The sequence below is a fragment of the Streptomyces sp. LZ34 genome, from assembly GCF_053890475.1.
Window position 1 is genome coordinate 6,030,034 of record NZ_CM132680.1, and the last position, 22,951, is coordinate 6,052,984.

At 69.4% G+C, this 22,951-nt stretch carries 27 protein-coding genes, 4 tRNA genes, 2 pseudogenes and 1 riboswitch; of the genes and pseudogenes, 18 read left to right on the top strand and 15 right to left on the bottom strand.

Going from position 1 to position 22,951, the window contains the following annotated elements; all coding sequences use genetic code 11:
* The first annotated feature begins 30 nt into the window (after positions 1–30).
* The gene (locus ACWY4P_RS24250; RefSeq protein WP_456212631.1) at positions 31–426 is read left to right on the top strand and encodes a DUF397 domain-containing protein; all 396 of its coding nucleotides are present in this window, start codon (positions 31–33) and stop codon (positions 424–426) included.
* Between the two features lie 216 nt (positions 427–642).
* Here the strand turns inward: ACWY4P_RS24250 and ACWY4P_RS24255 are convergent, their stop codons facing one another.
* Positions 643–1,293, bottom strand: coding sequence for an ATP-binding protein (locus tag ACWY4P_RS24255; protein ID WP_456212632.1), 651 nt, complete (start codon positions 1,291–1,293; stop codon positions 643–645).
* Positions 1,294–1,526: 233 nt separating this feature from the next.
* Here ACWY4P_RS24255 and ACWY4P_RS24260 point away from each other — a divergent pair, with 233 nt between their 5' ends.
* On the top strand, positions 1,527–2,339 hold the full coding sequence (locus ACWY4P_RS24260; RefSeq protein ID WP_456212633.1) for a helix-turn-helix domain-containing protein: 813 nt from the start codon (positions 1,527–1,529) through the stop codon (positions 2,337–2,339).
* On the top strand, positions 2,339–2,545 hold the full coding sequence (locus tag ACWY4P_RS24265; RefSeq protein ID WP_456212634.1) for a DUF397 domain-containing protein: 207 nt from the start codon (positions 2,339–2,341) through the stop codon (positions 2,543–2,545). The genes ACWY4P_RS24260 and ACWY4P_RS24265 overlap by 1 nt, the downstream gene beginning before the upstream one ends.
* 52 nt (positions 2,546–2,597) lie before the next feature.
* On the opposite strand, the gene ACWY4P_RS24270 is transcribed toward ACWY4P_RS24265, so the two are convergent.
* The gene (locus ACWY4P_RS24270; RefSeq protein ID WP_456212635.1) at positions 2,598–3,131 is read right to left on the bottom strand and encodes an AAA family ATPase; all 534 of its coding nucleotides are present in this window, start codon (positions 3,129–3,131) and stop codon (positions 2,598–2,600) included.
* Positions 3,132–3,218: 87 nt separating this feature from the next.
* Between ACWY4P_RS24270 and ACWY4P_RS24275 the strand changes: the two genes are divergently transcribed.
* Positions 3,219–3,434 (top strand): DUF397 domain-containing protein, encoded by a 216-nt coding sequence (locus tag ACWY4P_RS24275; RefSeq protein ID WP_456212636.1) that lies wholly within the window; start codon positions 3,219–3,221, stop codon positions 3,432–3,434.
* Here ACWY4P_RS24275 and ACWY4P_RS24280 read toward each other — a convergent pair.
* Positions 3,431–4,243 (bottom strand): helix-turn-helix domain-containing protein, encoded by an 813-nt coding sequence (locus tag ACWY4P_RS24280; RefSeq protein ID WP_456212637.1) that lies wholly within the window; start codon positions 4,241–4,243, stop codon positions 3,431–3,433. The two genes, ACWY4P_RS24275 and ACWY4P_RS24280, sit on opposite strands and share 4 nt — an antisense overlap.
* A 150-nt stretch (positions 4,244–4,393) precedes the next feature.
* Here ACWY4P_RS24280 and ACWY4P_RS24285 point away from each other — a divergent pair, with 150 nt between their 5' ends.
* The 4 genes from ACWY4P_RS24285 to ACWY4P_RS24300 all read left to right on the top strand — a co-directional run bounded on the left by ACWY4P_RS24285 (position 4,394) and on the right by ACWY4P_RS24300 (position 6,313).
* Complete coding sequence (locus ACWY4P_RS24285) at positions 4,394–4,750, top strand: VOC family protein (RefSeq protein WP_456212638.1); 357 nt, start codon at positions 4,394–4,396, stop codon at positions 4,748–4,750.
* 13 nt (positions 4,751–4,763) lie between these two features.
* Positions 4,764–5,201, top strand: coding sequence for an SRPBCC family protein (locus ACWY4P_RS24290; RefSeq protein ID WP_456212639.1), 438 nt, complete (start codon positions 4,764–4,766; stop codon positions 5,199–5,201).
* 131 nt (positions 5,202–5,332) lie between these two features.
* Positions 5,333–5,737, top strand: coding sequence for a hypothetical protein (locus ACWY4P_RS24295; RefSeq protein WP_456212640.1), 405 nt, complete (start codon positions 5,333–5,335; stop codon positions 5,735–5,737).
* 90 nt (positions 5,738–5,827) lie between these two features.
* Positions 5,828–6,313, top strand: coding sequence for a hypothetical protein (locus ACWY4P_RS24300; RefSeq protein ID WP_456212641.1), 486 nt, complete (start codon positions 5,828–5,830; stop codon positions 6,311–6,313).
* Positions 6,314–6,349: 36 nt separating this feature from the next.
* Here ACWY4P_RS24300 and ACWY4P_RS24305 read toward each other — a convergent pair whose 3' ends face one another.
* Positions 6,350–6,934: a TetR/AcrR family transcriptional regulator gene (locus tag ACWY4P_RS24305; RefSeq protein WP_456212642.1), complete on the bottom strand. Its 585-nt coding sequence runs from the start codon at positions 6,932–6,934 to the stop codon at positions 6,350–6,352.
* A gap of 93 nt (positions 6,935–7,027) precedes the next feature.
* Between ACWY4P_RS24305 and ACWY4P_RS24310 the strand changes: the two genes are divergently transcribed.
* Positions 7,028–7,948 (top strand): NmrA/HSCARG family protein, encoded by a 921-nt coding sequence (locus ACWY4P_RS24310; protein ID WP_456212643.1) that lies wholly within the window; start codon positions 7,028–7,030, stop codon positions 7,946–7,948.
* Between the two features lie 126 nt (positions 7,949–8,074).
* Positions 8,075–8,395, top strand: a complete 321-nt coding sequence (locus tag ACWY4P_RS24315) for a hypothetical protein (RefSeq protein ID WP_456212644.1) — start codon at positions 8,075–8,077, stop codon at positions 8,393–8,395.
* 106 nt (positions 8,396–8,501) lie between these two features.
* On the opposite strand, the gene ACWY4P_RS24320 is transcribed toward ACWY4P_RS24315, so the two are convergent.
* From ACWY4P_RS24320 to ACWY4P_RS24335, 4 genes are all read right to left on the bottom strand, one after another.
* Positions 8,502–9,470, bottom strand: a complete 969-nt coding sequence (locus ACWY4P_RS24320; RefSeq protein ID WP_456212645.1) for an aldo/keto reductase — start codon at positions 9,468–9,470, stop codon at positions 8,502–8,504.
* Positions 9,471–9,643: 173 nt separating this feature from the next.
* The gene (locus ACWY4P_RS24325) at positions 9,644–10,795 is read right to left on the bottom strand and encodes a M23 family metallopeptidase (protein WP_456212646.1); all 1,152 of its coding nucleotides are present in this window, start codon (positions 10,793–10,795) and stop codon (positions 9,644–9,646) included.
* 11 nt (positions 10,796–10,806) lie between these two features.
* A riboswitch (cyclic di-AMP (ydaO/yuaA leader) is annotated at positions 10,807–10,933 on the bottom strand.
* 285 nt (positions 10,934–11,218) lie between these two features.
* Positions 11,219–12,397, bottom strand: a complete 1,179-nt coding sequence (locus ACWY4P_RS24330; RefSeq protein ID WP_456212647.1) for a PP2C family protein-serine/threonine phosphatase — start codon at positions 12,395–12,397, stop codon at positions 11,219–11,221.
* A gap of 247 nt (positions 12,398–12,644) precedes the next feature.
* The gene (locus ACWY4P_RS24335; protein WP_456212648.1) at positions 12,645–13,424 is read right to left on the bottom strand and encodes a DUF6227 family protein; all 780 of its coding nucleotides are present in this window, start codon (positions 13,422–13,424) and stop codon (positions 12,645–12,647) included.
* A 442-nt stretch (positions 13,425–13,866) separates the two neighbouring features.
* Between ACWY4P_RS24335 and ACWY4P_RS24340 the strand changes: the two genes are divergently transcribed.
* From ACWY4P_RS24340 to ACWY4P_RS24350, 3 genes are all read left to right on the top strand, one after another.
* The gene (locus tag ACWY4P_RS24340) at positions 13,867–14,343 is read left to right on the top strand and encodes a hypothetical protein (protein WP_456212649.1); all 477 of its coding nucleotides are present in this window, start codon (positions 13,867–13,869) and stop codon (positions 14,341–14,343) included.
* 254 nt (positions 14,344–14,597) lie between these two features.
* On the top strand, positions 14,598–15,176 hold the full coding sequence (locus tag ACWY4P_RS24345; RefSeq protein WP_456212650.1) for a hypothetical protein: 579 nt from the start codon (positions 14,598–14,600) through the stop codon (positions 15,174–15,176).
* A 258-nt stretch (positions 15,177–15,434) separates the two neighbouring features.
* On the top strand, positions 15,435–15,833 hold the full coding sequence (locus tag ACWY4P_RS24350; RefSeq protein ID WP_456212651.1) for a hypothetical protein: 399 nt from the start codon (positions 15,435–15,437) through the stop codon (positions 15,831–15,833).
* A gap of 117 nt (positions 15,834–15,950) precedes the next feature.
* Here ACWY4P_RS24350 and ACWY4P_RS24355 read toward each other — a convergent pair whose 3' ends face one another.
* The 5 genes and pseudogenes from ACWY4P_RS24355 to ACWY4P_RS24375 form a co-directional block, all read right to left on the bottom strand.
* Positions 15,951–17,144, bottom strand: a complete 1,194-nt coding sequence (locus tag ACWY4P_RS24355; RefSeq protein WP_456212652.1) for a right-handed parallel beta-helix repeat-containing protein — start codon at positions 17,142–17,144, stop codon at positions 15,951–15,953.
* A 203-nt stretch (positions 17,145–17,347) separates the two neighbouring features.
* A tRNA-Lys gene (locus tag ACWY4P_RS24360) sits at positions 17,348–17,420 on the bottom strand.
* Positions 17,421–17,557: 137 nt separating this feature from the next.
* Positions 17,558–19,867, bottom strand: coding sequence for a DEAD/DEAH box helicase (locus tag ACWY4P_RS24365; RefSeq protein ID WP_456212653.1), 2,310 nt, complete (start codon positions 19,865–19,867; stop codon positions 17,558–17,560).
* A 225-nt stretch (positions 19,868–20,092) separates the two neighbouring features.
* The gene (locus tag ACWY4P_RS24370; RefSeq protein WP_456212654.1) at positions 20,093–20,695 is read right to left on the bottom strand and encodes a hypothetical protein; all 603 of its coding nucleotides are present in this window, start codon (positions 20,693–20,695) and stop codon (positions 20,093–20,095) included.
* 81 nt (positions 20,696–20,776) lie between these two features.
* Positions 20,777–20,998: pseudogene (locus ACWY4P_RS24375) on the bottom strand (metallopeptidase family protein); the annotation flags it as partial.
* Between the two features lie 4 nt (positions 20,999–21,002).
* Here ACWY4P_RS24375 and ACWY4P_RS24380 point away from each other — a divergent pair.
* The 5 genes and pseudogenes from ACWY4P_RS24380 (at position 21,003) to ACWY4P_RS24400 (ending at position 22,020) form a co-directional block, all read left to right on the top strand.
* Positions 21,003–21,353 (top strand): metallopeptidase family protein, encoded by a 351-nt coding sequence (locus ACWY4P_RS24380; RefSeq protein ID WP_456212655.1) that lies wholly within the window; start codon positions 21,003–21,005, stop codon positions 21,351–21,353.
* Between the two features lie 124 nt (positions 21,354–21,477).
* Positions 21,478–21,675 (top strand): annotated as a pseudogene (locus ACWY4P_RS24385) (hypothetical protein); the annotation flags it as partial.
* Positions 21,676–21,756: 81 nt separating this feature from the next.
* Positions 21,757–21,829 (top strand) — tRNA-Glu (locus tag ACWY4P_RS24390).
* A gap of 38 nt (positions 21,830–21,867) precedes the next feature.
* A tRNA-Asp gene (locus ACWY4P_RS24395) sits at positions 21,868–21,942 on the top strand.
* Positions 21,943–21,946: 4 nt separating this feature from the next.
* A tRNA-Phe gene (locus ACWY4P_RS24400) sits at positions 21,947–22,020 on the top strand.
* A 96-nt stretch (positions 22,021–22,116) separates the two neighbouring features.
* On the opposite strand, the gene ACWY4P_RS24405 is transcribed toward ACWY4P_RS24400, so the two are convergent.
* Positions 22,117–22,344 carry a tyrosine-type recombinase/integrase gene (locus ACWY4P_RS24405; protein ID WP_456213041.1) on the bottom strand — a complete coding sequence of 76 codons (228 nt, stop codon included), beginning with the start codon at positions 22,342–22,344 and terminating at the stop codon, positions 22,117–22,119.
* The gene (locus tag ACWY4P_RS24410) at positions 22,286–22,624 is read right to left on the bottom strand and encodes a hypothetical protein (protein ID WP_456212656.1); all 339 of its coding nucleotides are present in this window, start codon (positions 22,622–22,624) and stop codon (positions 22,286–22,288) included. Before ACWY4P_RS24410 ends, ACWY4P_RS24405 begins: the two co-directional genes overlap by 59 nt.
* Positions 22,625–22,951: the final 327 nt, after the last annotated feature.

The window sequence follows — 22,951 nt, forward strand, 5'->3', positions numbered from 1 at the left end:
GGCATCGCCCCTGACCGAAGGGTTCAGCTCATGTCCGAACCGGCACGCGTCGAGTACACCTTCGAGGTGGAGAAGGCCCATCCTGCGACCGTGACGCTCCATCATGCCGAGGGAGGCACCGCCATCGTCGTGGACTCCACCGCCCGGCCCGTGAGGATCTCGATCAACGAGGTGCCTGCAACAAGGAACGGGCTGTCGCGCTCGCACGACTCCCGCTCAGCGCTGATGGCCGAAGCTCCAGCATCCGTTGCAGACGATGCCTGGTTCAAGTCGTCGTACAGCGGCGCTGGCCACACGGAATGCGTCGAAGCAGCCTTCCTCCCGGGCGGCATCGCCGTACGGGACTCTCAGGAGCCGGATCGGGCCGTTCTCTCGTTCTCCGCCCACGCCTGGGGGAACTTCGTCGCAACCGTGCGGCGAGGGTAAGCCGGTCGCATCCAGACTCGGGGGAAGCACAGCTTCTTCAGGAGGAGCACAGTGATCAGCCAGCCGGACACCCTGGGGATTATTGGCGGGGCGCGATCTCAGTACGGATGGTCAATGATGCCAGCGCGACGCTTCGAGCCGCTTCGGGTCAAGGTGCCGGCACGGCCGAGTCGGGCTTCATAGTGCGTCGGCCCAGGAGCACGTATCACCGGAGGGTCACCCGATGGTTCCCACCTCGGCTTCGAAGTGCAGCTGCGCCCGGTCCAGTGCCGTGTCCGGGTCCTGGCCGTGTGCGCGGAACCAGTGGAGAAGGTCTGCGATCAAGGCGATTGCCGCCTCTTCCGCGATGGCGCGTCCGAATTGCGGCGAGGATCCGCTGCGATACGCCGACCGGCCGTAGAGAGTGAGCAGGGCCTCCGCACGATCAACTTGAGGCCCTTCTAGATGGGCGTCGGCCTCGCGCAGTTCCGTGGCGATCTCGCACCAGGTCGTCTTGCCGGCGTCGGTCGGCATCACGCCCCATCGGTCCGTCACCGCCATGACCAAGGCCAGCCCTCGACCGGACTCGGAGGTGGTCGTCGCGCCCAGGAGTGTGGGCAGGGCGCTGCGGTCCGGGTCGTGGATCTCGATGCGCAGGTAGGTGCCGTTCATGGAGACGGCCATTGTCGTGGGCGTGCCGGCACCGACGTGGACGATGACGTTCGTGACGAGCTCGCTGACGCAGATCAGCGCCGCGTCGATGAGATCGGGCAGGCCCCACCGGATCAGGTGCACCCGCATGCTGCGGCGAAGGGCGGGGACTTCACCGGGTTCCGCCAGGAAGGAAACGTGCCACGCCTTCCTCGGCATGCAGTGCTCGATGGCCATCTCTCAACTCCTCGCGGTCGCCTTGCCGTGCAGCGGTCACCTGTAGCAATCGTTCGGTGGCCGAGCCGTTACTCCGTGTGAGAGCATGGCATCGCGCATCCCGCTGTGCAATGTGCACGAAGGGATTCGCTCGAATGGGTGACTGACGGGTCACACCCGTCCGACGAGACTGAACGTTCGTTGCCACACGAGGAGTTCATGTGCCCGGATCACCTACTGCCCGACGCCGCCGCTTGGCCATCGAGCTGAAGAAGCTCCGCGAGGAGCACCAGCTCACCTGCAACCAGGTGGGCAAGGAGCTGGACTGGAGCGGTTCCAAAGTCAACCGCCTGGAGACCGGCCAGGGCCGCGTACAGCCATCGGACATCGATGCCCTCTGCCGTTTCTATGGAACGTCCGACGAGCTCCGCGAACTTCTCAAAGAGCTCGCCAAACAGTCCAAGACACGGGGGTGGTGGCATGCATACGGCAACGCCGTGCCCTCATGGTTTTCGGTCTACGTCGGGCTGGAGCAGGCTGCCTCGGGGCTGCGGACGTACGAGTGCGAGTTCGTGCCCGGACTGCTTCAGACGGCCGACTACGCACGGGAACTCCACCTCGCCGCGCCTGCCCAGGACCCGGATGACGTTGAACGCATGATCACCGTACGCATGGAGCGGCAGGCTCTGCTGACGAGCGCCGCGCCCCTTGAGCTGTGGGCGATCGTGCACGAGAGCGTGCTGCGGCACACCATCGGCAGCGCCAAGATCATGCGCGCGCAGTTCGAGCGCATGCTGGAGGTGGCGCAGCTGAAGAACGTCACACTCCAGGTGCTGCCGTTCGACGCCGGCAGCTACCCCGCTGTTGGCGCATTTACGATCTTGGGGTTTCCGGATCAGGAGGATCCCGACATGGTGTACCGCGACGGCCTGACAGACGCGGTGTACCTGGAGCGTCCGGAAGAGATCGCCCTCTACGGCAAGGCGTTTGACAATCTACGTGCTCTGTCCTTGAGTCCTCAGCGGTCGAGTGACCTGATCAGACAAGCGGCACAAGGACTCTGCTGATGACCGATATATCGCCTCTCCAGTGGCGGAAGAGCAGCTACAGCAACGGGAGCGGAGGAAACTGCGTCGAGATGGCCGGTCTGGCGAGCGGCGGGGCTGCCGTACGGGACTCGAAGCAGCCGGAGCGGGCCGTGCTCGCCTTCTCGGCTCACGCCTGGGGGGATTTCGTCGCGGTCCTGCGTCGCGGACAAACCGGAGGTGCCTAGACGGGGTTCGCATCGCTTTGCCCTGGTCGCACTTGGCTGATCACCGGTTTCCTCAGGCTTCGAGGAGGGTGTTGACCTCCTTGACGACGGCGGCGATGTCGACCGGCTGACTGGTGTCGATGGTCAGCAAGGGTCCGCCGAGGCGGAGAGGGCCCGGGTAAGTGGCGCGGAGTATGGCGACACGCTCGGCAACTTGCTCGGGGGTGAGCTGCGGGTCGAGGTGGCCGGGGTGGCGGGTCCGTCGCTGGAAGCGTTCGGCGGCGAGTGCCGGGTCGCAGTCGCAGAAGATCTCGATCAGACGTGCATTGAGTCGACGCAGCCGCTCGGGTGCGGTGTCGTGATGCCACCAGTTGTCGAGTACGGCTCGTTGGGTTTGGGCAGCGATGGTGAAGAAGACGTCGTCGCTGGCGCGGCTGAGCCGGTGCCGCCATGTGTGGTCGCCGGTGCCGAGGGAGTCGAAGAGGGATTCCAGGATTGCGTCCTTGTCGATGACCGGCCATCCCAGACAGTGGCCCAGGGCCGAGGACAGAGTGCTCTTCCCGCTGGCAGGCAGGCCGGAGGTGATCACGAAGACGTTGTCGGTCACGACGTCAGTGTGGCCTGAGAGTCCCCCAAGCCGTGGCTGGCCCAAGCACCCTTCCGCCCTCATCGAACGCGTCCGTGAGGAGTTCTGATGCATGAAGTGCCGATATCCACTGCAGGCGGTGCCTGGTTCAAGTCCTCCTACAGTGGCGCTGGCGCAACAGAATGTGTTGAAGCGGCCTTCCGTACGGGCGGCATCGCCGTACGGGACTCCAAGGAGCCGGAGCGCGCCGTGCTCGCGTTTTCGGCGTGCGCCTGGGGGGAGTTCGTCGCGGCGGTGCGGCGTGGGCAGCGGGATGGTGTCTAGGCTCCGGGGCCGGGCGACAGGGCGTCGTGGGGCGCGAATACCGGGCCGAGGAGTTGGCGGAGCGCAGTCGGGGTGTGCTGGAGGTGTTCGCGGATGGTGCGGGTCATGTGGGCCTGGTCGGCGAAGCCGAGGTCGGTGGCCAGGTTGGCGAGGCTGGGTTCGCCCTGGGTGAGGCGGTCCATGGCTTGGCCGACGCGGACGCGGTTGCGGTAGCGGGTCAGGGATACGCCCATCTCTTGGGAGAAGACGCGGCTCAGCCGGTAGGGGGAGACCTTGAGGTGCCGGGCCAGCGAGCATAGCTGGGTCGCCTGCGGAGCTCCCTCGGTGATTGCCTCACGAGCCGCTGCGACCAGTCTCCGGTCGGCGGGCTTCGGTCGCTGGGCCGGTTTGCCGGCGGCCGTTGCGACGAGGCGGAGCAGTTCCTCCGTCAGGGCGTAGTCGATGTCGCCGCCGGCGGCGGCTGCGAGCAGGCGCCGGTGGGTGAGGTCGATGCGGGCGTCCACGTAGACGCTCGTGCTGCCCGTAAGCCCTTCCCAGAGCCGGGGTGTGAAGGTGAGGGAGGTGCAGGTGTCACCGCCGGAGGGATGCGCGAAGCGCTCCTCTTCTTCCGGGGTGCCCAGGTATCCCACCGTCGGGTCCAGATCGACATCGGTTCCTCCGGCCGACCGGCGGAATCTGCCACGCCGTACGAGCACCATGCGGTGATCGTCGCGGGCCTCTGGCTGTGACCACCGGGTGTGGTCGGAGCGGCAAACCACCGTGGCCACGGCGAACTCGGGCCGGGCAGCGAGGGTTACGGCTGACAACACGCCGCAGACCCTATGTCGGGGGTACGACACCGATCCGGGTCCGCGAGGCCGCGACACCGCGAGCCCGCGACGCCGCAAGGATCTTCAAGACCCTCGGCACGGGAAAACGGATGCTGGGCGGGCAAGCCACGACACCGAGGAGCCATCGGCATGACCGTCCACGCGGAGCTCACCGCGATCGTCATCGACTGCGCCACCCCGAAGGAACTCGCCGAGTTCTACCACCGCCTCACCGGCTGGGAGATCACCCACAGCGACGACGACTACGCCTGCCTGGGCAACGGCCCGTTGCGGCTCGCCTTTCCGCGGGTCGCCGACTACCGCGGGCCTGCCTGGCCTGACACCGCCCACCACGCCCACCTCGACTTCCAGGTCAGCGACCCGGAGGCCATGACGAAGGAACTGATCGCGCTCGGGGCGAGCAAACCCGACTTCCAGCCCGGCGAGGGCCAGTGGACCGTCCTCGCCGACCCCGAGGGACACCCCTTCTGCATCTCCGCAGCCTGACCAGGAGTCACCCATGGCCTCCATTCACAAGGAATTCGTCGTCGACGCCACGCCCGACGCCGTCTGGGACGTGCTCAGCGACTACGGGGCGGTGCACGAACGCCTCGCGCCCGGCTTCGTGACCGATACGCACCTGAGCTCGGACACCCGTACGGTCACCTTCGCCGACGGCACGATCGTCCACGAGCGACTCGTCGACCTCGATCACGAGAACAGACGCGTCGCCTACACCGTGGTCGGCGGAAGCCTCCACCCCTCCCACCACCATGCCTCGATGCAGGCCGTCGCCGAAGCCGGTGGCCGGACCAGGTTCGTCTGGCACACCGACGTCCTGCCCGACACCCTCGCCGCCCCGATCGCGGAGTTCGTGGAACAGGGCTCGGCGGTCATACGCCAGGCCCTGGAACTGACGCCTGAAACAACGACGGCTGAAATCGCCGGTCCAGCCTGATCGCGCGCCGCCACCAGCCCGCACCGGGGGCACTCCACGCCCGCGGTGCGGGCTCCACCGCCTTGATCAGGGCGAGGTCCGTCTAGGCTTCGGGGCGTTCGAGAACGGCATCAGGGGGAAGGGGCCGCGCCATGTGGCAGGTGAAGGACCTCATCGACATGACGCTCGTCGACGAGGACGACGAGGACGACGAAGACGCCGAGGACTACGCGTGGGAGGTCCGTGGGGCCACCGCCGCGGTGGCCTTTATCGAGGGGCTGGCCGAGCGCGGCGTTGTGGTGGAGGACGTCGTCAGGGAGGTGGACGCGGAGGGGTGCGGGATGGTCGCCTTCAAGCTGGAGTTGGCTGAGGGTGGGCCCTTGTACGCGCACTTTCCCGGGATTCCGCTCGCGTGGATCCAGAGGCCGCAGGACTTCAGGGAGGAGCGGCGGGCCTGGGATGACGAGGGGAACATCGTCGAGATGTTCATCCAGCACGAGGGTTACCTCGATTGGGGAGAGGCCCTCGACGCCGGGGTGCGGGTCGCTGCTGGGTGACCGCCGGGCGGGGGAGGCGGCTGTGTCGGTCCGACGGTGGTGAGGCGGGGGTGGGCATCGTGGTGGCACCTGTGCCAGGAGGAGGCCGCCATGAGGACACTGACGCGCTGGATCGTAGTTGTGATGATGGGGGTCGTGGTCGGTGTGCCGGCCGTCTCTGCTTCCGCCCAGGCTGTTGAGGGCGTACGGGGTGACGGTGAGGGGGACGAGACGAGCCGCGCGATTGAGGTTCGTATGCACAATGCGACGGGGTGCCGGCTCACGCGGACCGATTACGGGCTGACGGCCGGGGGATTCGTCATGCGGCCCCCGGCGACGCTCGGCAAGGGGCAGGACGGTGTGTTCAAGGCGCGGTCGCGGGAGGGGTCGCTGAGGGGGGTCGCGGGCACGGTCGAGTACACGGCCGACCACTGCGATGCGAGCTGGCGCGACGGTCATGCGGTCCGGCTGACGTTCGGCGTCGCGTACAACGGGATGAACAGCTTCAACACGAATGGCGGCGGGGCCTTCGGCACCAAGCTCTCCGGCGGGAGCGGGAATCACGCCGTGCTCAGCTGGGGTGTGGGGAGGTTCTGACCCTCCCCCGGCCGTCGGCCCCCTTCGGCCGACGGTCTACGAGCGCGGGCCCAGCCCCTCCGTGACCAGCGTCAGCAGTCTGTCGACCTCGGCCGCGCCGTTCGGGTGGTGCTCCGTCGCAAGGGCGATGCCGATGACGACGGTCAGCAGGTCGGCGGCGGTCGCGTCCGCCCGTACGGCGCCCGTGGCGGCGGCGCGGCGGATCAGGGGGTCGCCGGCGGTGGCGAGGTAGGTGAAGCAGTGTTCGGCTTCGCCGGGGGACTCGGCGAGGGCCAGGGATGCCGCCATGCCGCGGGCGGAGGTGACGTAGTGGGCGACGGCGCGCAGCCATTCCAGCAGCGCAGTCCGGGGGGCCTCCCGGGTGGCCAGGTCCGTGGCGAGGGCGCACAGGGCCTCGATCCGCCGGCGGAAGACCGCGGTCAGCAGGGCTTGTCGGTTGGGGAAGTGCCGGCGCAGGGTCGCGGATCCCACCTGGGCGGTGCGGGCGACCTGTTCCAGGGAGACCTCCGCTCCGTGGACGGCGACCTCCGCCTCCGCGGCGGCGAGGAGGCGCGCGTAGTTGCGGCGGGCGTCGGCGCGCTGGGGGCGGGCTTGGGCTTGGGTGTTGGACACGTCGTGCACGTCGTCACCTTTGACCTTTGCGTAAATGGCGGACCCCTCCGTATCGTATCCGGCAGATAAACGGGGGACCCCGCCGTTTAGGGAGGCCGCAGCATGCCCACCGCACCCATACTCGTCACCGGCGCCACCGGAAAACAGGGCGGCGCGACCGCGCGGGCCCTGCTCGCGCAGGATGTGCCGGTACGGGCGCTCGTCCGGGACCCCGAAAGCGCCCCGGCCCGCGCCGTGCAGGCGCTCGGAGCGCAGCTCGTCACCGGCGATCTGCGCGACCGCGACGCCGTACGGCGCGCCGTGGACGGGGCGCGCGGCGTCTTCTCCGTGCAGATGCCGGACCTGGCCGACCTACAGGGCGATACGGAGTGGGTGTGCGGGCGCAACCTGATCGACGCGGCGGCCGAGGCGGGCGTCGAGCACCTTGTATACACCTCCATCTCCGGCGTCGGACAGCACCGTGAGACACCCGGCTGGGGCGACGAGCGCTGGAAGGGCATGGAGCATGTGTACGAGGTCAAGGCCGCGCTCCAAGACCGGGGGCGTGACGCGGGATTCCGGTACTGGACGCTCCTCAAGCCGGCCTTCTTCATGGAGAACTTCCTCGTACCCGGGTTCATCTTCAGCCCCGACGGCCGTCGGCTGGCGTCCCTCATCAAGCCCGACACCGTGCTGAAGCTGATCGCCGTACAGGACATCGGCAACGCCGCGGCAGCCGCCTTCGCCGACCCGGAGCGGTTCAACGGCGTGGAGCTGGAACTCGCGGGCGACGAGCTGACCATGGCCGAGGTCGCCGCCGTGCTCTCCCGCGCCAGCGGCACCGAACTGACCGCCCCGGACATGACCGTGGAGGAGGCCCTGGCCGCGGGGATGCCGGAATTCGCCGCCGGGCACGAGCGGCTGAACACCGTGGACCAGCCCGCCTCGCCGCGCTACGCCCGCGCGCTCGGGCTGCGGGTGACCGGCTTCGAGGAGTGGGCCGCGGAGCACGGGGCGGCGCTGCCTCCGGCCCGCCAGGCGTGACCCCATCGGCCCGCCCCCAACCGCTGTTGCAGAGTCGGTGCTTGATCATGACCCCAACGGCGCGTATGGCCGCCCCGCCCGGCATAGGGTCGAGGAAGTAGACCCTCACAGTGGAGGTAAGAGGTCATGGCCGGAATCCCGGCAGGTGTGGTGGCCGCGGGCGGGCTCGTCGGCGGGTACGGGGTCGCGCGCTGGACCAAGAAGCGGCAGCTGGGCGGGGTGGCTCTGGCAGCGGCCGGGGTCGTGGCCGCGCGTGGGTGGCAGCAGAAGGCGGGCACCGGCACGGCGGCGGTGCTGAGCGGGCTGTACGTCGCGGCCTTCGCCGGGTCGCATCCGCTCGCCAAGAAGCTGGGCGCCTGGCCCTCCGTCCTCACCGTGGCCGGCGGGGTCGCCGCCGCGTCCTGGGCCGCCGCCGATCGACGGAGCGGGGCAGCCGCAGCCGCCTAGTCCACCGCCCGGCCCACAGTTTGCGATGGTTTTGAGACAGGGACACGCCGACGTCACGGCGTGTCCCTGTCTCATGTCCACCGCAAGCGCGTGAGGCGCGAAGCCCTTACTCCGATGCCGACGTCAGCAGCGCCAGCTCCTCCTTCGTCAGCTTCAGGTCCGCCACCGCCAGCAGCGCCGGAAGCTGGTCCACCGTGCGCGCGCTCGCGATCGGGGCGACGACCGCGGGCTGGGCCGCCAGCCAGGCCAGGGCCACCGTCGCGTGCTCGGCGCCGTGGTTGGCGGCCACGTCGTCGAGTGCGGCGAGGACCTTCTGGCCGCGCTCGGTCTCCAGGTGCTGGGCCGCGCCCTGGGCGCGGGCGCTGTCGACCGAGGCGCCGGGGCGGTACTTGCCGGTGAGGAAGCCGGACGCGAGGGAGTAGTACGGGACGGTCGCCACGCCATGGCGGGCGGCGACGTCGGCGAGCGGGCCCTCGAAGGTGTCGCGGGAGACCAGGTTGTAGTGCGGTTGCAGGGCCACGTAGCGGGCCAGGCCCTCCTTCGCCGAGAAGTCCAGGGACGCCTCGAGGCGCTCGGCGGAGATGTTGGAGGCCGCTATCTCGCGGACCTTGCCCGCCTTCACCAGCTCGTCCAGCGTGGAGATGATCTCCTCCACCGGCACCGAGGTGTCGTCGAAGTGGGTGTAGTAAAGGTCGATGTAGTCGGTGCGCAGGCGCTTCAGGGACTCCTCGACGCCCGCCTTGATCGCCGCGGCGGACAGGCCGCGGGGCGTCGGGACGCCGGCGCCCACCTTGGTCGCGAGGACGATGTCGGAGCGGTTGCCCCGGGAGGCGAACCAGTTGCCGAGGATGGTCTCGGACTCCCCGCCCGAGTTGCCCGGCACCCACGCGGAGTAGACGTCCGCGGTGTCGACGAAATTGCCGCCCGCCGCCACGTAGGCGTCGAGCACGGCGAAAGACTCGGCTTCGTCCGCCGTCCAGCCGAAGACGTTCCCGCCGAGGGAGAGCGGGGATACGGACAGGTTGCCGATCTGCTTGCGGTTGTCGGTCTGCTCGCTCTGCTTGGTATCAGCCATGCATTGTTTCAGCGCGGAGGCGGAGGGGGGTATTCCGTCATACGGGCCAATGATCGGCAAAAAACCGACGGCCCTGGCGTCAAGGGGGGAGAGAGCGCCAAGGCCGCCGGGGTATGGGGGACCGGGTCAGCAGGTCATCGGGCCGACGTCGCCAGGGGGCGGGGTCGGGGCGGTCACGGGTTCAGTCCGTGGTCGCGGAGCCAGGGCATCGGGTTGATCGGGCTGCCGCCGCCCGGGCGGACCTCCAGGTGGAGGTGCGGGCCGGTCACATTGCCCGTGGCACCGACGCGGCCGACGACCTCGCCCGTCGTCACCGAGCCCGACGTACGGACCATCGACGACAGGTGGCAGTACCAGATCTCGGTGCCGTCGTTCAGCTTGAGCACGATGCGGTAGCCGTACGAACCGGCCCACCCGGCCGACTTGATCGTGCCGCCGTGCAGCGCCTTGACCGGGGTGCCGGTCGGGGCCGCGAAGTCCTGGCCGGTGTGGTCGGCCGACCACATGTCGCCGGCCTGGCCGAAGGACGCGGTCAGGGTGTACGAGGCGACGGGGAGGGTGTACTGGGCGGCGAGCTTGGCCAGGCGCTCGGCCTCGGCCTTCTTCCTGGCCGCCTCCTCCGCCTTCCGCTTGGCCTCGGCCTCGGCGGCCTTCTTCTTGGCTTCGGCCTCGGCCTCCCGCTTCGCCTCCGCGTCGGCGGCCTTCTTGGCAGTGGCGGCGGCCTTCGTGGCGGCGGCGTCGGCCGCGGCCACGCGCTGCGACTCGTCGGCGGCGTTCTGCTGGTTCTCGGCCTGCTGAAGGATGCGGGCGCGCAGCGCCTCGCCCGCGTCGGTGGCGCCGTTCGCCTCGTCCTGGGAGGTCAGGCCCGCCTGGGAGAGGGGGGCGGCCGCGGTGGTCGAGGAGTCGCCGGAGCCGGAGCCGGAGTCCGAGAGCAGCGAGCCGATGCCGGGCAGGTCCCCCGCGTCGGGGAGGGAGTCCTTCACCTTGTCGGCGACGTGTGCGAGGTCCGGCATGGATATGGGGGCCTTGGGACGGTCCTTGGCGCTCGCCATCCCGCCCGCGCCGACCGCCGCGATCACGCCGACGCCGAGGACGGCGCCGCTGCGCGCCATCGTGCCGCCGCGCTGCTTGGCGACGCGGTGCCGGCCGCGCACCGGAGCTATGGATTCCTCGGTGGGATTCCACTCGTCCCATGTCTCGGTGTCCTGGCCGGCCCTCGCCTCGGCGGCCGGTTCGAACCAGGAGCCGTAGCGGGTGGCTGTCCCCGCTCCGGCGCCGGACGTGCGGGACGGAGCCTCTTCAAGGGCAGACCTGTTGGACGCCACGCGGGCGCACTCCTTTCCTTCCCTCTCGCCTACCGGGTTAGCTGACGGGTTCGGAGCAGGAAGGTCTCCTACGGGTCAGGTTCGACCCGATTCACCCCAAGGTTGGTGGTTCCCCGGTTCCCTTGGTGTTGCTGTTGTCGCTCTGCTGCTGGTGCTGCTGTGCGTGCGGGATTCGGCGACGGCGCACGGTGCCGCCTCTTGCGACGGCTGTAACGACCGCGCTGCGTTATCGAACGTTAATAGAGAGCGTGACCTGATTCCAAGCCGTTCCCAGGAATCAGAGCAACCTTTGAGGTGAACTTAACGCCCAGCACGGGACAGATGAGGGCGAGTCGGCAGCGACCCGGGCACGCCCGGAAACACCTTCGAACTGATCGTGCGTCAATTGTTATCCGGAGGGATCATGCTCCACTACGGAGCGTGTCAGGGCCCGGCGCCCGGCATCACCGAGGCGCGGCGCAGCGCCAGCAGCGCCGCGGTCCCGCCGCCCGTATGCCGCTCCACATCCGCCACCAACGCGTCGAGCAGCTCGGCCGGTCCGGCGAAGCGGCGGCCGCGCAGCCGGGCCGCCGGGTCGTAGAACGTGCCCTGCGCGTCGCGCGCCTCGCTCACCCCGTCGGTGAACAGCAGCAGGGTCACCCCCTCCGCGAACGACACCTCCTCCACCCGGTCCGGCCACGCCCCCAGGTCGCCCATCCCCAGCGGCAGCGCCGGCATCTCGGGGTCGGCGCGGTGCACCGAGCCGTCCCCGTCCAGCAGCAGCGGCGACGGGTGGCCGCGGTTGATCAGGCGGAGCAGGGAGTCGCCGCGGGGGATCTCGGCCAGCACCGCCGTGAGGAACCCCTCGGCCTGCTCGTCGACGTCGGCCCGCCGGGCCCGCTCGCGCCGCAGCGCCCGCTCCAGCCGCAGCGCGAGCCCCTCCAGCGTGGCCTCCTGCTCGGCGGCCTCCCGGAAGGCGCCGATGACGATCGCGACCACCTCGACCGACCCCAGCCCCTTGCCCCGCACGTCGCCGATGATCATCCGTACGCCGTGCGGGGTGTCCTGCACCGCGTACAGGTCGCCACCGATCGCGGCGTCCTGCTCCGCCGCCACATAGCGGGCCGCGACGTCCAGGCCGGCCAGGCGGGCCGGTGGCTCGGGCAGTACGGCGCGCTGGGCCGCCTCCGCGATGCCGCGCGCCGAGGCCAGCTTTTTGGAGCCGCGGCGGACGACACGGTTGAAGAGGAGGGCCAGCAGGGCGACCGTCACGACGGTGGCGATCTCGGTGGCCGACTGGACCCAGTCCCTGACGCCGTGGAATTCGGCCAGCAGGCAGGCGGCGGCTACGGCGAGGACCGCGGTCAGGGCGGTCAGCCGCAGGGGGTAGAGCGGGGCGGCGACCAGCGGGGCGGCGGCGAGGAAAGGGGCGGCGGTGTAGGTGGCCGGGGTGGTGATGTCGTAGACGACGCCGACGATGATCAGGACGCCGGGGAGCCAGAGGGCGAAGCGGCGGCCGGAAGCGCTCCTGGGCACCTCCTCGCCCCCGCGGGGCGCGTCCGTACGCGGTTGCCCGCGCCGAGGCGCACGCGGTCTCGTACGTCGCCCCGTACGCCGCCTCATGGCCTTGTACGCCGTCTCATGCGCGGGCTCGTACGGGCACTCGCACAGACACTCACACGGGCACTCGCACGGGCGCCCGAACGAGCCCTGCTCCCTCGCACCCGCACCGGTCGCTCTCGCTTTCCCCTGGTCCGCTTCCCCTGGTCCGCTCTCGCCGCCTTCACCAGGCTCCCGGGTGACGGGGCGTCGGGCGAGTCGGTGTCGGCCAGGTGGGTGCGTCAGAAACCGGCGCGGGGGCGGAGGGGCGTCAGAGGTCGACGCCGAGCGCGCGGGCGTGGCGGTCCGCCGCCAGCTCGGCGGAGACCTCGTCGAGATACACCTCGCACACCAGCCGCCCGTCGGCGGTCAGATTGTGCTCCAGCTCCCACAGGACGATCTCGTCCCCGCCGGCCAGCAGGAACGCGTGCTCATAGAAGCGGCACCATGTCGCGTCGGGGCCGCCGGAGCGGCGGCGCGGCTTCGGGGCCAGCGCGATGTCATGGGCGAACGCCGTGGCGAGCAGCTGCTCGGTGTCCACGCCGGGGCGGTCGGGGTTCTCCGCGCGACGCAGGACGCGGCGGGCGTGGTCGGCCGAGTTGTCGGATACGTACGCACGGGGGGTCTCCACCGGCGCGACGGCGTGCAGCAGTTGCTCGGGAAGCCACAGCGGTAACCCCTCCAGCTCGTCCCAGCGGGCGCCGCCGATCCGCTCGTGCACCCGGCGCTCGGCCAGGGTCAGCGCGTCCTCGTCGGCGTAGAGCTCGAAGAGCGGGCTGCGGGCCGGGCCGGTGTTGTGCTCCAGCTCCCACAGCAACAGGCTGCTGCCGTCGGGGAGCAGGAAGATATGGCGGTAGGTGCTGTAGCCGAGCGGGCCGGAGGGCTCGTTGCACTGCCGGCAGGAGCGCAGCTCGGACTGGTGCATCAGGGCGTCGCGGGCCCGGCCCAGCACCGCCTCGTCGATCTCGAAGCCGTTCTGTGCGCGGGCGAGAAGCCCCTCCAGATGCTCGGCTGGAGTGCCGCCGCCCGTGCCCGCTCGTGAGTGCCCCATGTCTGTCTCCTCCCGCCTCCCGGCCGTCCGCTCGCCGTCCCCCCGGCGACTGTTCTCGCGCACTTACCGTAGCGGCGCGACCACAGGCCGCGCGTGCGGTTCGGCGAAGCCGTCTGTGGGCCGAGCCTCACTCAGTCCTGCGTCGGAACGCTCGGATATATCACCCGTTCGGCCCGTCGAACAACTCGGACGGTGGGATTCCGGATCCGCGCGGGGTTGACGGACCTCTTCCGTATTTCGCGTAAGAGCTTCACCACTCACCCGTCACCCGGAGCCCAATCGACCGGATTCCCTTGCAGGAAGCCGCAAGGCGAGCGAGGCAAAAGGGCGACCAATTATGCCGGACGAGTGAAGTGGAAAGCCAGCCCGAAGCTTTTACAGATTTTCTTCGTTGACGTGGATGTCCGTGATTCCGCGGCAGACACCCACCGGGAGGAATTAAGTGAACATCGCAAAGAAGGCAGCCCTCTTGGCCGCGACCGCCGGCACGATTGTGCTCATCGGCGCCAGCGGCGCGTCCGCCTACAGCGGTGGCGGCGGCGGCGTCCAGAGCAATGAGTGTGACACCCGCACCGGCACCACCCTGGACCCCTCCACGCTGGGCCCCAGCGGTGACATCGACATCTCCACCAGCTGTGTCAACGTCGACTACGGCGGCTCCGCTTACCAGAGCAACGAATGTGACACGCGCACCGGCACCACCTCCATCATTGGTGGGGCTGCCCCGTCGGGCGACATCGACATCCACACCAGCTGCTCCAACATCTCCTACCCCAAGGCCACCACCTCCCTCCGCTCCGGCGGCAGCGGCTACAACAACAACTACAGCGAGGGCCAGAACTACAGCGCGGGCCGCGAAGAGGGCCGCAACGACAACTACGGCAGCAGCAGCGGTCACCGTGGCGGCTACGGCGGCTGACCCCATGCCAAGCCCGCTGTGTTCCCCCGAATGAGAAACGCAGGGTGAACGCATCTCTGGCTTCCATCGCGGCCCCGGACACTGCTTCGTCCGGGGCCGCCTTGGCGTTGCGAGGAGGAATCGGCCAGCGCAGACTGACGATGTCTCTAATGCGCCGGACGGGTAGAGGTGCGGCGGCTCGGGGACCCATCGCCGACTGCCCTCGTTAGTCAGATGTTCGCGGATAACCGTCGAGAACCCACATTGGAGGCTTTATGCACAGGCGCAAGAGGACGGCGTTGCTTCTGGCGGCTGTAGGCGCGCTGGCCATCGGCGGCGCGGGCAGTGCCGGCGCCACCGAAAACGGCTCGGGCACCCAGTACGCGCCGGGAGGTCAAGGCGGCAGCCAGAAAAACCGCTGCGACACGAATTCCACCATCGGGCCCATCACGATCGTCGGCCTGGCTCCGACAGGAGACATCTCCACCGAGACGAACTGTGTCAACTACAGCGAGTCGGGAGTGACCGAGCAGAGCAACCGGTGCCGGACCAACTCCACCATCGGGCCCATCACCATTAACGCGGGTCTCGCCGGGTCGCCCGATATCAGCAGCCGGACGAACTGCATCAACTACAGCAAGACCGGTGGAGTCCAGAAGCAGAGCAACAAGTGCGAGACCAACTCCACCATCGGGCCCATCACGATCTCGCCGCTGGCCCCTGGGCCCAAGGTCACCACCGAGACCACCTGCTCCAACATCTCCGGAGCGGGAGACGGGAACGGGAACGGGAACGGCAAGCAGAACGACACCCGGAGCAGCAGCGGGAACAGCGGGAGCCGCTCCGGACGGTGAGTTCCTGACGGCTTCGCACACGGCCCCCGGCGGACAACTCCCGCCGGGGGCCGCGTTCATGGAGCCCCGTGTTGTGCGCTCATCTTGTGCAGCCATGAGGACACAACGGCGAAGATATCCTTACTGCGGCGGACGGGTGAAGCTGGGATCGGCCCCGGATCCTTCGCCAATTGCCTTCGTTGTTAAGGCGTCTGCGGAATTCGCGGAGAACCTAAATGGAGGCACCAACCAATGCAGATTGGCAAGAAGGCAGCTCTCATGGCCGCAGCGGCCGGCGCGATGGTCATCGGCACGGCGGGAGCCGCGAGCGCCTACGGCTTCGGACCCCTGGTCGGCTCCAGCGGCGGCATCCAGAGCAACTCGTGTGACACGCACACCGGCACTACCACGGACCCCGGTTTGGCCGCGCCCACCGGTGACATCAACATCGGCTCCGACTGCATCAACTTCACCAACTCCGGTGCGGCGATTCAGGCCAACGACTGCGACACCGCCACCGGCACCACCACCGTCGCGGGTGGGGCGGCCCCGACAGGCGACATCGAGATCGGCAGCAACTGCACCAACATCGCTCTCGCCCAGAACGGCAACGGCAACAAGAGCAACAACAAGGGCAAGAAGAGCAAGAAGTCGAACCGCCGCGGCCACAGCTACTGATGCGATAGCGGGTGCCGCGGGATCGCGGCACCGCCTCCCCGGTCGATGGGCGCGGCCCTGGAAGGAATTCCTTCCAGGGCCGCGCCCATCGGCGTGGGCCGCCGGGTCAGGATCGGCTCAGCACCCGGGCAGACCCGGCACGCAGTTGTTCGGGGTATTGCCGGACACAAAGGTCCCGGTCAGTGTCACCGACCCGGCGTTCACGAAAATACCGCCGCCCTGGCCGCCGTTGGCCGTATTTCCGGTCACCTGGTTGCCGATGAGCTGGGCATTGCCCGCGTCGTTGTACAGACCGCCGCCGTTCTGCCCGGCGGTGTTGTTGGTTACGGTGACGGATTGCATCAACAGCTGGCTGCCGAAGTTGGCGATACCACCTCCGTGACTTCCGGATGTATTACCGTCGATGGAACCGGAGTACATGGTGAAATTGCCGCCGTTGGTAGTGATCCCACCGCCCTCGAAGGCAAGGGCGTGATTGCCCCGTACGTCCACCGCCGTCAGCGTCACGTTTCCGAAGTTGGAGATTCCACCGCCCGAACCGCTGGCGGTGTTGTTGGAGATCTGGCTGCTGACGGCCGTCAGCGTTCCCCCGGTGTTGATGTGAATGCCGCCACCGTCACCGGCGGTGTTGTTCGTCACCTGGCTGGAGTTGAGATCCAGTACGGCGTTGTTCGCGACCTCGATACCGCCACCGAGATTGCTCGCAGTATTTCCGGTGACCACGCTCGACGTCAGCCTCAGCGTTCCCCCGTCGAGGATGCCACCGCCATTGATGCCCGTGCCGGAGGTGGTCGCCGACCCATTGGAGACCGTGATGCCCTGGAGGGCCAGGGTTCCCCCGGGAGCGACCTCCGCGATACGGAAGGCCGTGCCCGCACCTCGGGTGATGGTCGTGTCGGCACCGACGAGGGTCACGTTCCCGGTGATCACCGGGAGCCCGTCCGGCCCGTTCGTGCCGGGGGACACCGCCGCGCCGGTCAGAGTGTAGACACAGCTCGGCGTGAGCGTGATCACTCCGAACCCCGTGTTGTTGGCATCGTTGATGGCACTGATCAGAGCGGCGACGTCGCCGCACGCCACATCGGGATGGTCGGTATCGCCACCGCCGCCATCACCGCCGCCGCCGTTGTCTCGGTCATGTCCATCGTCGTAGCCATGGGCCTTGCCGCCGCCATGGGCGTATTCATGGTCATGGCCGTGCCCCTGGCCGTGACCCTGGCTGTGCCCATGGCCATGTCCACCGCCACCGCCGCCGTTGCCCGCGGCCACCGCCGGCGCGGGGCCGCCCCACACGGACGCCGCCAGCATCATGACCGGGACGAGGCCGCGGAGCGTTGTCACAAGTCGCACGAGGTGTCTCCTTCGCCTTGCTGGATTCCGGATGGCTCGAAGCAGCAAGATCAGCCTGAGCGGAGCGGCAGGAGACGGCATCCGCTCGGACGCAGGTGGGTGACACCACGTGCACAGACAGACGAAAACCGCAGGTCAGCGGTGCCTACCTGCGGTTCGCCACGTGGGTCATCAGGGGCTCGAACCCTGAACCAATGGATTAAAAGTCCACTGCTCTGCCAATTGAGCTAATGACCCGCACCCCCGCAGCATAGCTCGGCCGGGGGCGAAGACCCGACCCAATACCCCACGGGGTCGAAAGGCCGTGCAACAACCAGGTGTTGCACGGCCTTTCGGTCAGCCTCTCGACCGACCGCCGTCGCGGTCAGTCACGGTCAGCCGTTGCGCTTCCAGCGCGGCTTGTCGGCACGGCGGTCGAAGGACGGCCGGTCGTGCGAACGGTCGTAGGACCGGCCGCCGGAGTTGCCGGAGCGGTGGTCGTCGCGGCGGGCCGGACGGTCGTCCCGACGGTCGCGGCCGAACGGGCGGTCGCCGCCACGGTGGTTGTGGTCGCGGCGCTCGAACGGACGCCCCGGACGGTCGTCACGGCGGTCGTCGCGGCGGAAGCCGCCACGCTCGCCGTCCTCACGACGCTCGAACGGACGGCCACCACGGTCGTCGCGGCGGTCGTACGAGCCGCGCGGGCGGTCGTCACGACGGTCGTCGCGGCGGAAGCCGCCACGGTCCCCGTCCCGGCGCTCGAAGGTACGGCCACCACGGTCGTCGCGCCGGTCGTCACGGCGGTCGTACGAGCCGCGCGGGCGGTCGTCACGACGGTCGTCGCGGCGGAAGCCGCCACGCTCCCCGTCCCGGCGCTCGAAGGTACGGCCACCACGGTCGTCGCGCCGGTCGTCACGCCGGTCGTACGAGCCGCGCGGGCGGTCGTCACGACGGTCGTCGCGGCGGAAGCCGCCACGGTCCCCGTCCCGACGGTCCCGGCGCTCAAAGCCACCACGGTCGTCACGGCGGTCGTACGAGGAGCGCCGCGGCGCCTCGCCGCCCTCGGAGGCGGCGACGGCGGGAGCCGCAGGGGCGTCGGCCACCGCGGCCTCGGCCGCGCGCTGGGCGGGCACAACGACGTCCGCCGACGCGTCGGCGGCGCCCTCCGGGGCGGCAGCCTCGGCCTCCGCTACGGCCGACGCCGGGGCCACGTGCTCGCCGCGCTCCCGCGCCGCCCGCACGGTCAGCCGGTCGGCCTCCTCACGGAGCTCCGTCGCCCGCCGCTGCGCCTTCTCCAGGTCCCGGGTGAGCTCGTGGACGTCGCGCTCGGCCTGCTTGGCGGCGTTCGCGGCCGACTCGGCCTGTACCTCGGTGAGCGAGCGGGCGCCTGTGATACGCGCCACGTCCTCATCGAAGACACCGGCGCCGCCGACGATGTGGCGCGAGGCGTCCACGCCCGCGTCCTCCATCAGCCGGAAGATCTGCCGCCGCTGGTGCGGCAGCGCCAGCGAGACGACCGTGCCGCTCTGCCCCGCCCGGGCCGTACGGCCGGACCGGTGCAGATAGTCCTTGTGGTCGCCGGCCGGGTCCACGTTCAGGACGAGGTCGATGCCGTCGACGTGGATGCCGCGCGCGGCGACGTCCGTGGCGACCAGCACGTTCACATAGCCGTCCTTGAAGTCGGCCAGCGTCCGGGTCCTGGCCCCCTGCGTCATGCCGCCGTGCAGCGCCTCGGCCCGCACTCCGGCGTCGCGCAGCTGCTCGGCCACGCGGTCGGCGCCGAGCTGGGTCCGCACGAAGATGATCGTGCGGCCCTTGCGCGCGGCGATGGCGGCGGTGACCGGCGCCTTGTCCTTCGGCTTCACCACGAGCACGTGGTGGGTCATGGTCGAGACCGCGCCCGAGGAGGGGTCCACCTCGTGGGTGATCGGGTCGACCAGGTAGCGCTTGACGAGGGTGTCGATCTCGTTCTCGAGGGTCGCGGAGAACAGCAGCCGCTGGCCGCCCTGCGGCACCTGGTCGAGGATCTCGGTGACCTCGGGCAGGAAGCCCATGTCGGCCATCTGGTCGGCCTCGTCCAGGACTGTGATCTGGACCTTGTCCAGCGACGCGGCGCCGCGGTCGATGATGTCGCGCAGCCGGCCCGGGGTGGCGACGAGGATGTCGACCCCGCGCTCCAGCGCGTAGATCTGATTGCCCATCGAGGTACCGCCGCAGACCACCTTGAGCTTGAGGCCCAGGACGTCGCCGTACGGCTGGAGCGCGTCGCTCACCTGCATGGCGAGCTCGCGGGTCGGGGTGAGGATGAGGCCGCGGGGGCGCTTCTTCTCGGTGTGGCCGCCGGCCAGCGTGGTCAGCAGCGGGAGGCCGAAGGACAGGGTCTTGCCGGAGCCGGTGCGGCCACGGCCGAGGATGTCGCTGCCGGCCATGGCGTCCGGGATGGTCGCGGCCTGGATCGGGAAGGGCGTGGTGACGCCGTTCTGCGCCAGCTTGCGGACGATCTGCTCGGGGAGGCCGAGGTCGGCGAAGGTGATCTCGGGCTGCTCGGGCTGCTCGGGCTGCTCGGGTGCCTGCGGCTGGTCGGCGGTCTGGCTGGATTCAGCGGTCTGGGCGGATTCGGCGGTCTGGGTGCGCTCGGCCTGCTCGGTCAGCTCGGGCTGCTCGTCGGCAGCGGGCATGACGGCGTGGTCAGTGGCAACGGACATGCGAATTGCGAAACCTTCCGGAGTCTCGGCACGCGCCCAAGCTCCGTGTGATGTCGCAAAAAACCGCCTCAGTGCGGTCAGCCACGGGAAGGAAAGGAACGCGCCACGCGGCGCTCTTCGGTTTGGCGCCGGGCAAATGGGATCAAACGATCTACCACCATACGCACTCTCACCCCTCAAGAGCAAATCCGCCGCGCGGCGCCTGACGTGCCCTTCGTCACTCCGTCACTCCGCCTCTTCGGCCTCCGGCGCCGGTGACGCGGGCGGGGACGCCGGGGCGGAGGTGGTCGGCCGCGGCGGCTCCGGGGCGCTCGACGACGGGCTCGAGGGGGCCGCGGTGGAGGGGGCAGCCGTAGACGGCGACGAGGGCGCGGACGGCACCGGCCGCTGCGGGCCCGGTCCGCTCTTGGGGGGCTTGGCGGGAGAGGGCTCGGCCGCGCCCGGTGCGGAGGCCGAGGCCGACCGCTTTGCCTCCTTCTCCCCCTCGTTCCCTTTCTTCCCGTCCTTCTTCTCGTCCTTTTTCGCATCCTTCCCGTTCTTGGCGTCCCCTCCGTGGTCACCGTCCGGCCCGGCGTCCGGATACGTACGCGCCCTGCTGTCCGACGTCGCCACGCCCCCGCCCGGCTCAGCCGCCCCGTCGCGGTCGCGGGCGCCGTGGTGCGGGCCCGGACGCTTCGGGCCGTCGGACACGCTCGTACAGCCCGCCAGGGCCATGGCCGCGGCGACGAGGGCCGCCACCGCGCAGGGGCCCCGCAGGACGCGACAGATCCGGGACACCCCCGAGGGGCGGGCGGGGCGATCGGAACGGGGAGCGGGCGATCCGGGCATGCGGGGCGAGCCTCCAGGGCGCGTACGGACGGACGCACTGCCCAACTGGACCGGCCCCGCCCAGGACACGCGCCGGCCGGATCAGCCGTAGCCGAGCGCGTGCAGCCGATCGTCGTCGATCCCGAAGTGGTGCGCGATCTCGTGCATGTCGGGACGTGGCGCGCCACACGCACCAGGCGACGAATCGGCGAGGGTCGTGGCGTTCACGCGCGCCCTGACCGGGCTACGGCCGTGCACTCCCCCTGTGGCGCATAGCCGGAGGCCTGCGTATCCCCCACGCCACGCTCCTGTCCCTGACAATGGCCGTGTGCTGGAGATGACGCGCGAGGCATTCGAAGAGCTGGTGAGTGAGGCCCTGGACCAGATCCCGCCGGAACTGACGCGGGTCATGGACAACGTGGCCGTGTTCGTGGAGGACGAACCGCCCGCCAGCGACCCGGAGCTACTGGGCCTCTACGAGGGGACACCGCTCACGGAGCGCGGCGAGTGGTATGCCGGTGTGCTGCCCGACCGGATCACGGTCTACCGGGGGCCGACGCTGCGCTACTGCGAGACGCCGGAAGACGTGGTGCACGAGGTGGCCGTCACCGTCGTGCACGAGGTGGCGCACCATTTCGGTATTGAGGACGCACGGCTCCACGAACTGGGCTGGGGCTGATTTTTCTGGCGCCCCTGACACGCTCACACTCTGCCCCTGACCATGGGCCATAACAGGCCCGGCCAGCACGTGGCCATGCTCTTCAGCACCCCCTCCGTCGTCGGCAACGCGCGCGGCATGGTCACGGACCTCGACGTCTACCAGCGGGAGTCGGGCCCGCGTCTCCGAGGCCTCCGTGCTCTCCCTGGACCGCGACACGCACCGGCCGCAGGCCTGGGACGAGATCGACCTCGGTGGACTGGGCCTGGCAAAGGCCGAGGTCAGCCGTCACCTCCCGACCGAGAACAGCCTGGGGGCGCGCCCGATGCCCACGTCCTCGTAAACCGTTTTGGCGAACCCCACCGGCATCCCATATGCTTCTCACGTCCCCGACGGCGCCGGAAGGCGCCCAGGTGGGCCATCAGCCCTCATCGTCTAGTGGCCCAGGACGCCGCCCTTTCAAGGCGGTAGCACGGGTTCGAATCCCGTTGGGGGCACGCAACACCATGTGCGAGACTAGAGCTCGCACAAGCTTGGTCCTGTGGAGCAGTTTGGAGTGCTCGCCACCCTGTCAAGGTGGAGGCCGCGGGTTCAAATCCCGTCAGGACCGCTGCGGCTGGGTAGCTCAGTTGGTACGAGCGTCCGCCTGAAAAGCGGAAGGTCGCCGGTTCGACCCCGGCCCCAGCCACCGCAGCCCTACCAGGGCGAAGCCCCCTCCAGGGTCACCCGGAGGGGGCTTCTTCATTGCCTGTGACGCCTACGGCTGACGCCAACGGTGCCGGATCTACGCCAACCGGTCCTCCAGGCGGCCGAGGGCCTTCCGCTGCTCGTCCAGCGAAGCGTGTGCATAGACCTTCATGGTCACCCCGTGATCGCTGTGCCCGGCGATCTGCTGGACGACGTGCACCGGCGTGCCAAGATCCAGCAGCAGCGTGATGCAGGTGTGGCGAAGATCATGGAAGCGCAGATCCAGACCGAGCCGCTTCCGTACCGGGTCCCAGCTCCGACGCAGGGTTGTCCGGCTCGTACGGGGTCCCGATCCGGGACGGGAAGACCAGCCCGTTTTCCTGCCAAGCCATGCCGGCCGCCGCCCGCTCCTGCGCCTGGCGCTCCTGGTGGGCGCGGAGCGCGGAGACGGCGACGGGCGGAAGGGGGATGGTGCGCTCGGAAGATCGCGTCTTGGGCAGGACGAGCCGTAGCTCTCCCCCGACGCGCTGGAGATTGGTCAGCACGGTCAGGGTGCCGTGCTCCAGGTCCACAGCCGACCAGCGCAGGCCCAGCAACTCCGGCATTGATGGTGATGCCGTCCGACTGTGCGTTGCTGGTTGGAGGCACTGGGTCAGGGACAGGGTCGCTGGTGGAGCGTGAGCGTGTCCACCGCACGGTGATGACGGCGGCGCCTAACGCAAACGCTCCGCCGATGAAGGCGGCAACTATCTCGGTCATGGCGGTCCCCCCTGAGAGCCGGTGATTGGTCAGCAAAACCCTACCCAACAGGGGTGGTTGAGGGCATACGGCGACACCTCGCAGTCGTTGATCGGTCCGCATATCGCCGTCTGTGAGCATGCCGTTTGACTCTATGTGGCCAGATCGCTCCCTTGTGAGAGCTTCATGCACGT

Coding starts and splice junctions, on each gene's coding strand:
- ACWY4P_RS24315 (WP_456212644.1), top strand. CDS start 8,075: ATGGCCGGAATCCCGGCAGGTGTGGTGGCCGCGGGCGGGCTCGTCGGC.
- ACWY4P_RS24335 (WP_456212648.1), bottom strand. CDS start 13,424: ATGGGGCACTCACGAGCGGGCACGGGCGGCGGCACTCCAGCCGAGCAT.
- ACWY4P_RS24320 (WP_456212645.1), bottom strand. CDS start 9,470: ATGGCTGATACCAAGCAGAGCGAGCAGACCGACAACCGCAAGCAGATC.
- ACWY4P_RS24310 (WP_456212643.1), top strand. CDS start 7,028: ATGCCCACCGCACCCATACTCGTCACCGGCGCCACCGGAAAACAGGGC.
- ACWY4P_RS24275 (WP_456212636.1), top strand. CDS start 3,219: ATGCATGAAGTGCCGATATCCACTGCAGGCGGTGCCTGGTTCAAGTCC.
- ACWY4P_RS24365 (WP_456212653.1), bottom strand. CDS start 19,867: ATGTCCGTTGCCACTGACCACGCCGTCATGCCCGCTGCCGACGAGCAG.
- ACWY4P_RS24410 (WP_456212656.1), bottom strand. CDS start 22,624: ATGCCGGAGTTGCTGGGCCTGCGCTGGTCGGCTGTGGACCTGGAGCAC.
- ACWY4P_RS24355 (WP_456212652.1), bottom strand. CDS start 17,144: ATGATGCTGGCGGCGTCCGTGTGGGGCGGCCCCGCGCCGGCGGTGGCC.
- ACWY4P_RS24345 (WP_456212650.1), top strand. CDS start 14,598: ATGCACAGGCGCAAGAGGACGGCGTTGCTTCTGGCGGCTGTAGGCGCG.
- ACWY4P_RS24370 (WP_456212654.1), bottom strand. CDS start 20,695: ATGCCCGGATCGCCCGCTCCCCGTTCCGATCGCCCCGCCCGCCCCTCG.
- ACWY4P_RS24255 (WP_456212632.1), bottom strand. CDS start 1,293: ATGGCCATCGAGCACTGCATGCCGAGGAAGGCGTGGCACGTTTCCTTC.
- ACWY4P_RS24350 (WP_456212651.1), top strand. CDS start 15,435: ATGGCCGCAGCGGCCGGCGCGATGGTCATCGGCACGGCGGGAGCCGCG.
- ACWY4P_RS24295 (WP_456212640.1), top strand. CDS start 5,333: ATGTGGCAGGTGAAGGACCTCATCGACATGACGCTCGTCGACGAGGAC.
- ACWY4P_RS24330 (WP_456212647.1), bottom strand. CDS start 12,397: ATGAGGCGGCGTACGGGGCGACGTACGAGACCGCGTGCGCCTCGGCGC.
- ACWY4P_RS24265 (WP_456212634.1), top strand. CDS start 2,339: ATGACCGATATATCGCCTCTCCAGTGGCGGAAGAGCAGCTACAGCAAC.
- ACWY4P_RS24285 (WP_456212638.1), top strand. CDS start 4,394: ATGACCGTCCACGCGGAGCTCACCGCGATCGTCATCGACTGCGCCACC.
- ACWY4P_RS24250 (WP_456212631.1), top strand. CDS start 31: ATGTCCGAACCGGCACGCGTCGAGTACACCTTCGAGGTGGAGAAGGCC.
- ACWY4P_RS24290 (WP_456212639.1), top strand. CDS start 4,764: ATGGCCTCCATTCACAAGGAATTCGTCGTCGACGCCACGCCCGACGCC.
- ACWY4P_RS24300 (WP_456212641.1), top strand. CDS start 5,828: ATGAGGACACTGACGCGCTGGATCGTAGTTGTGATGATGGGGGTCGTG.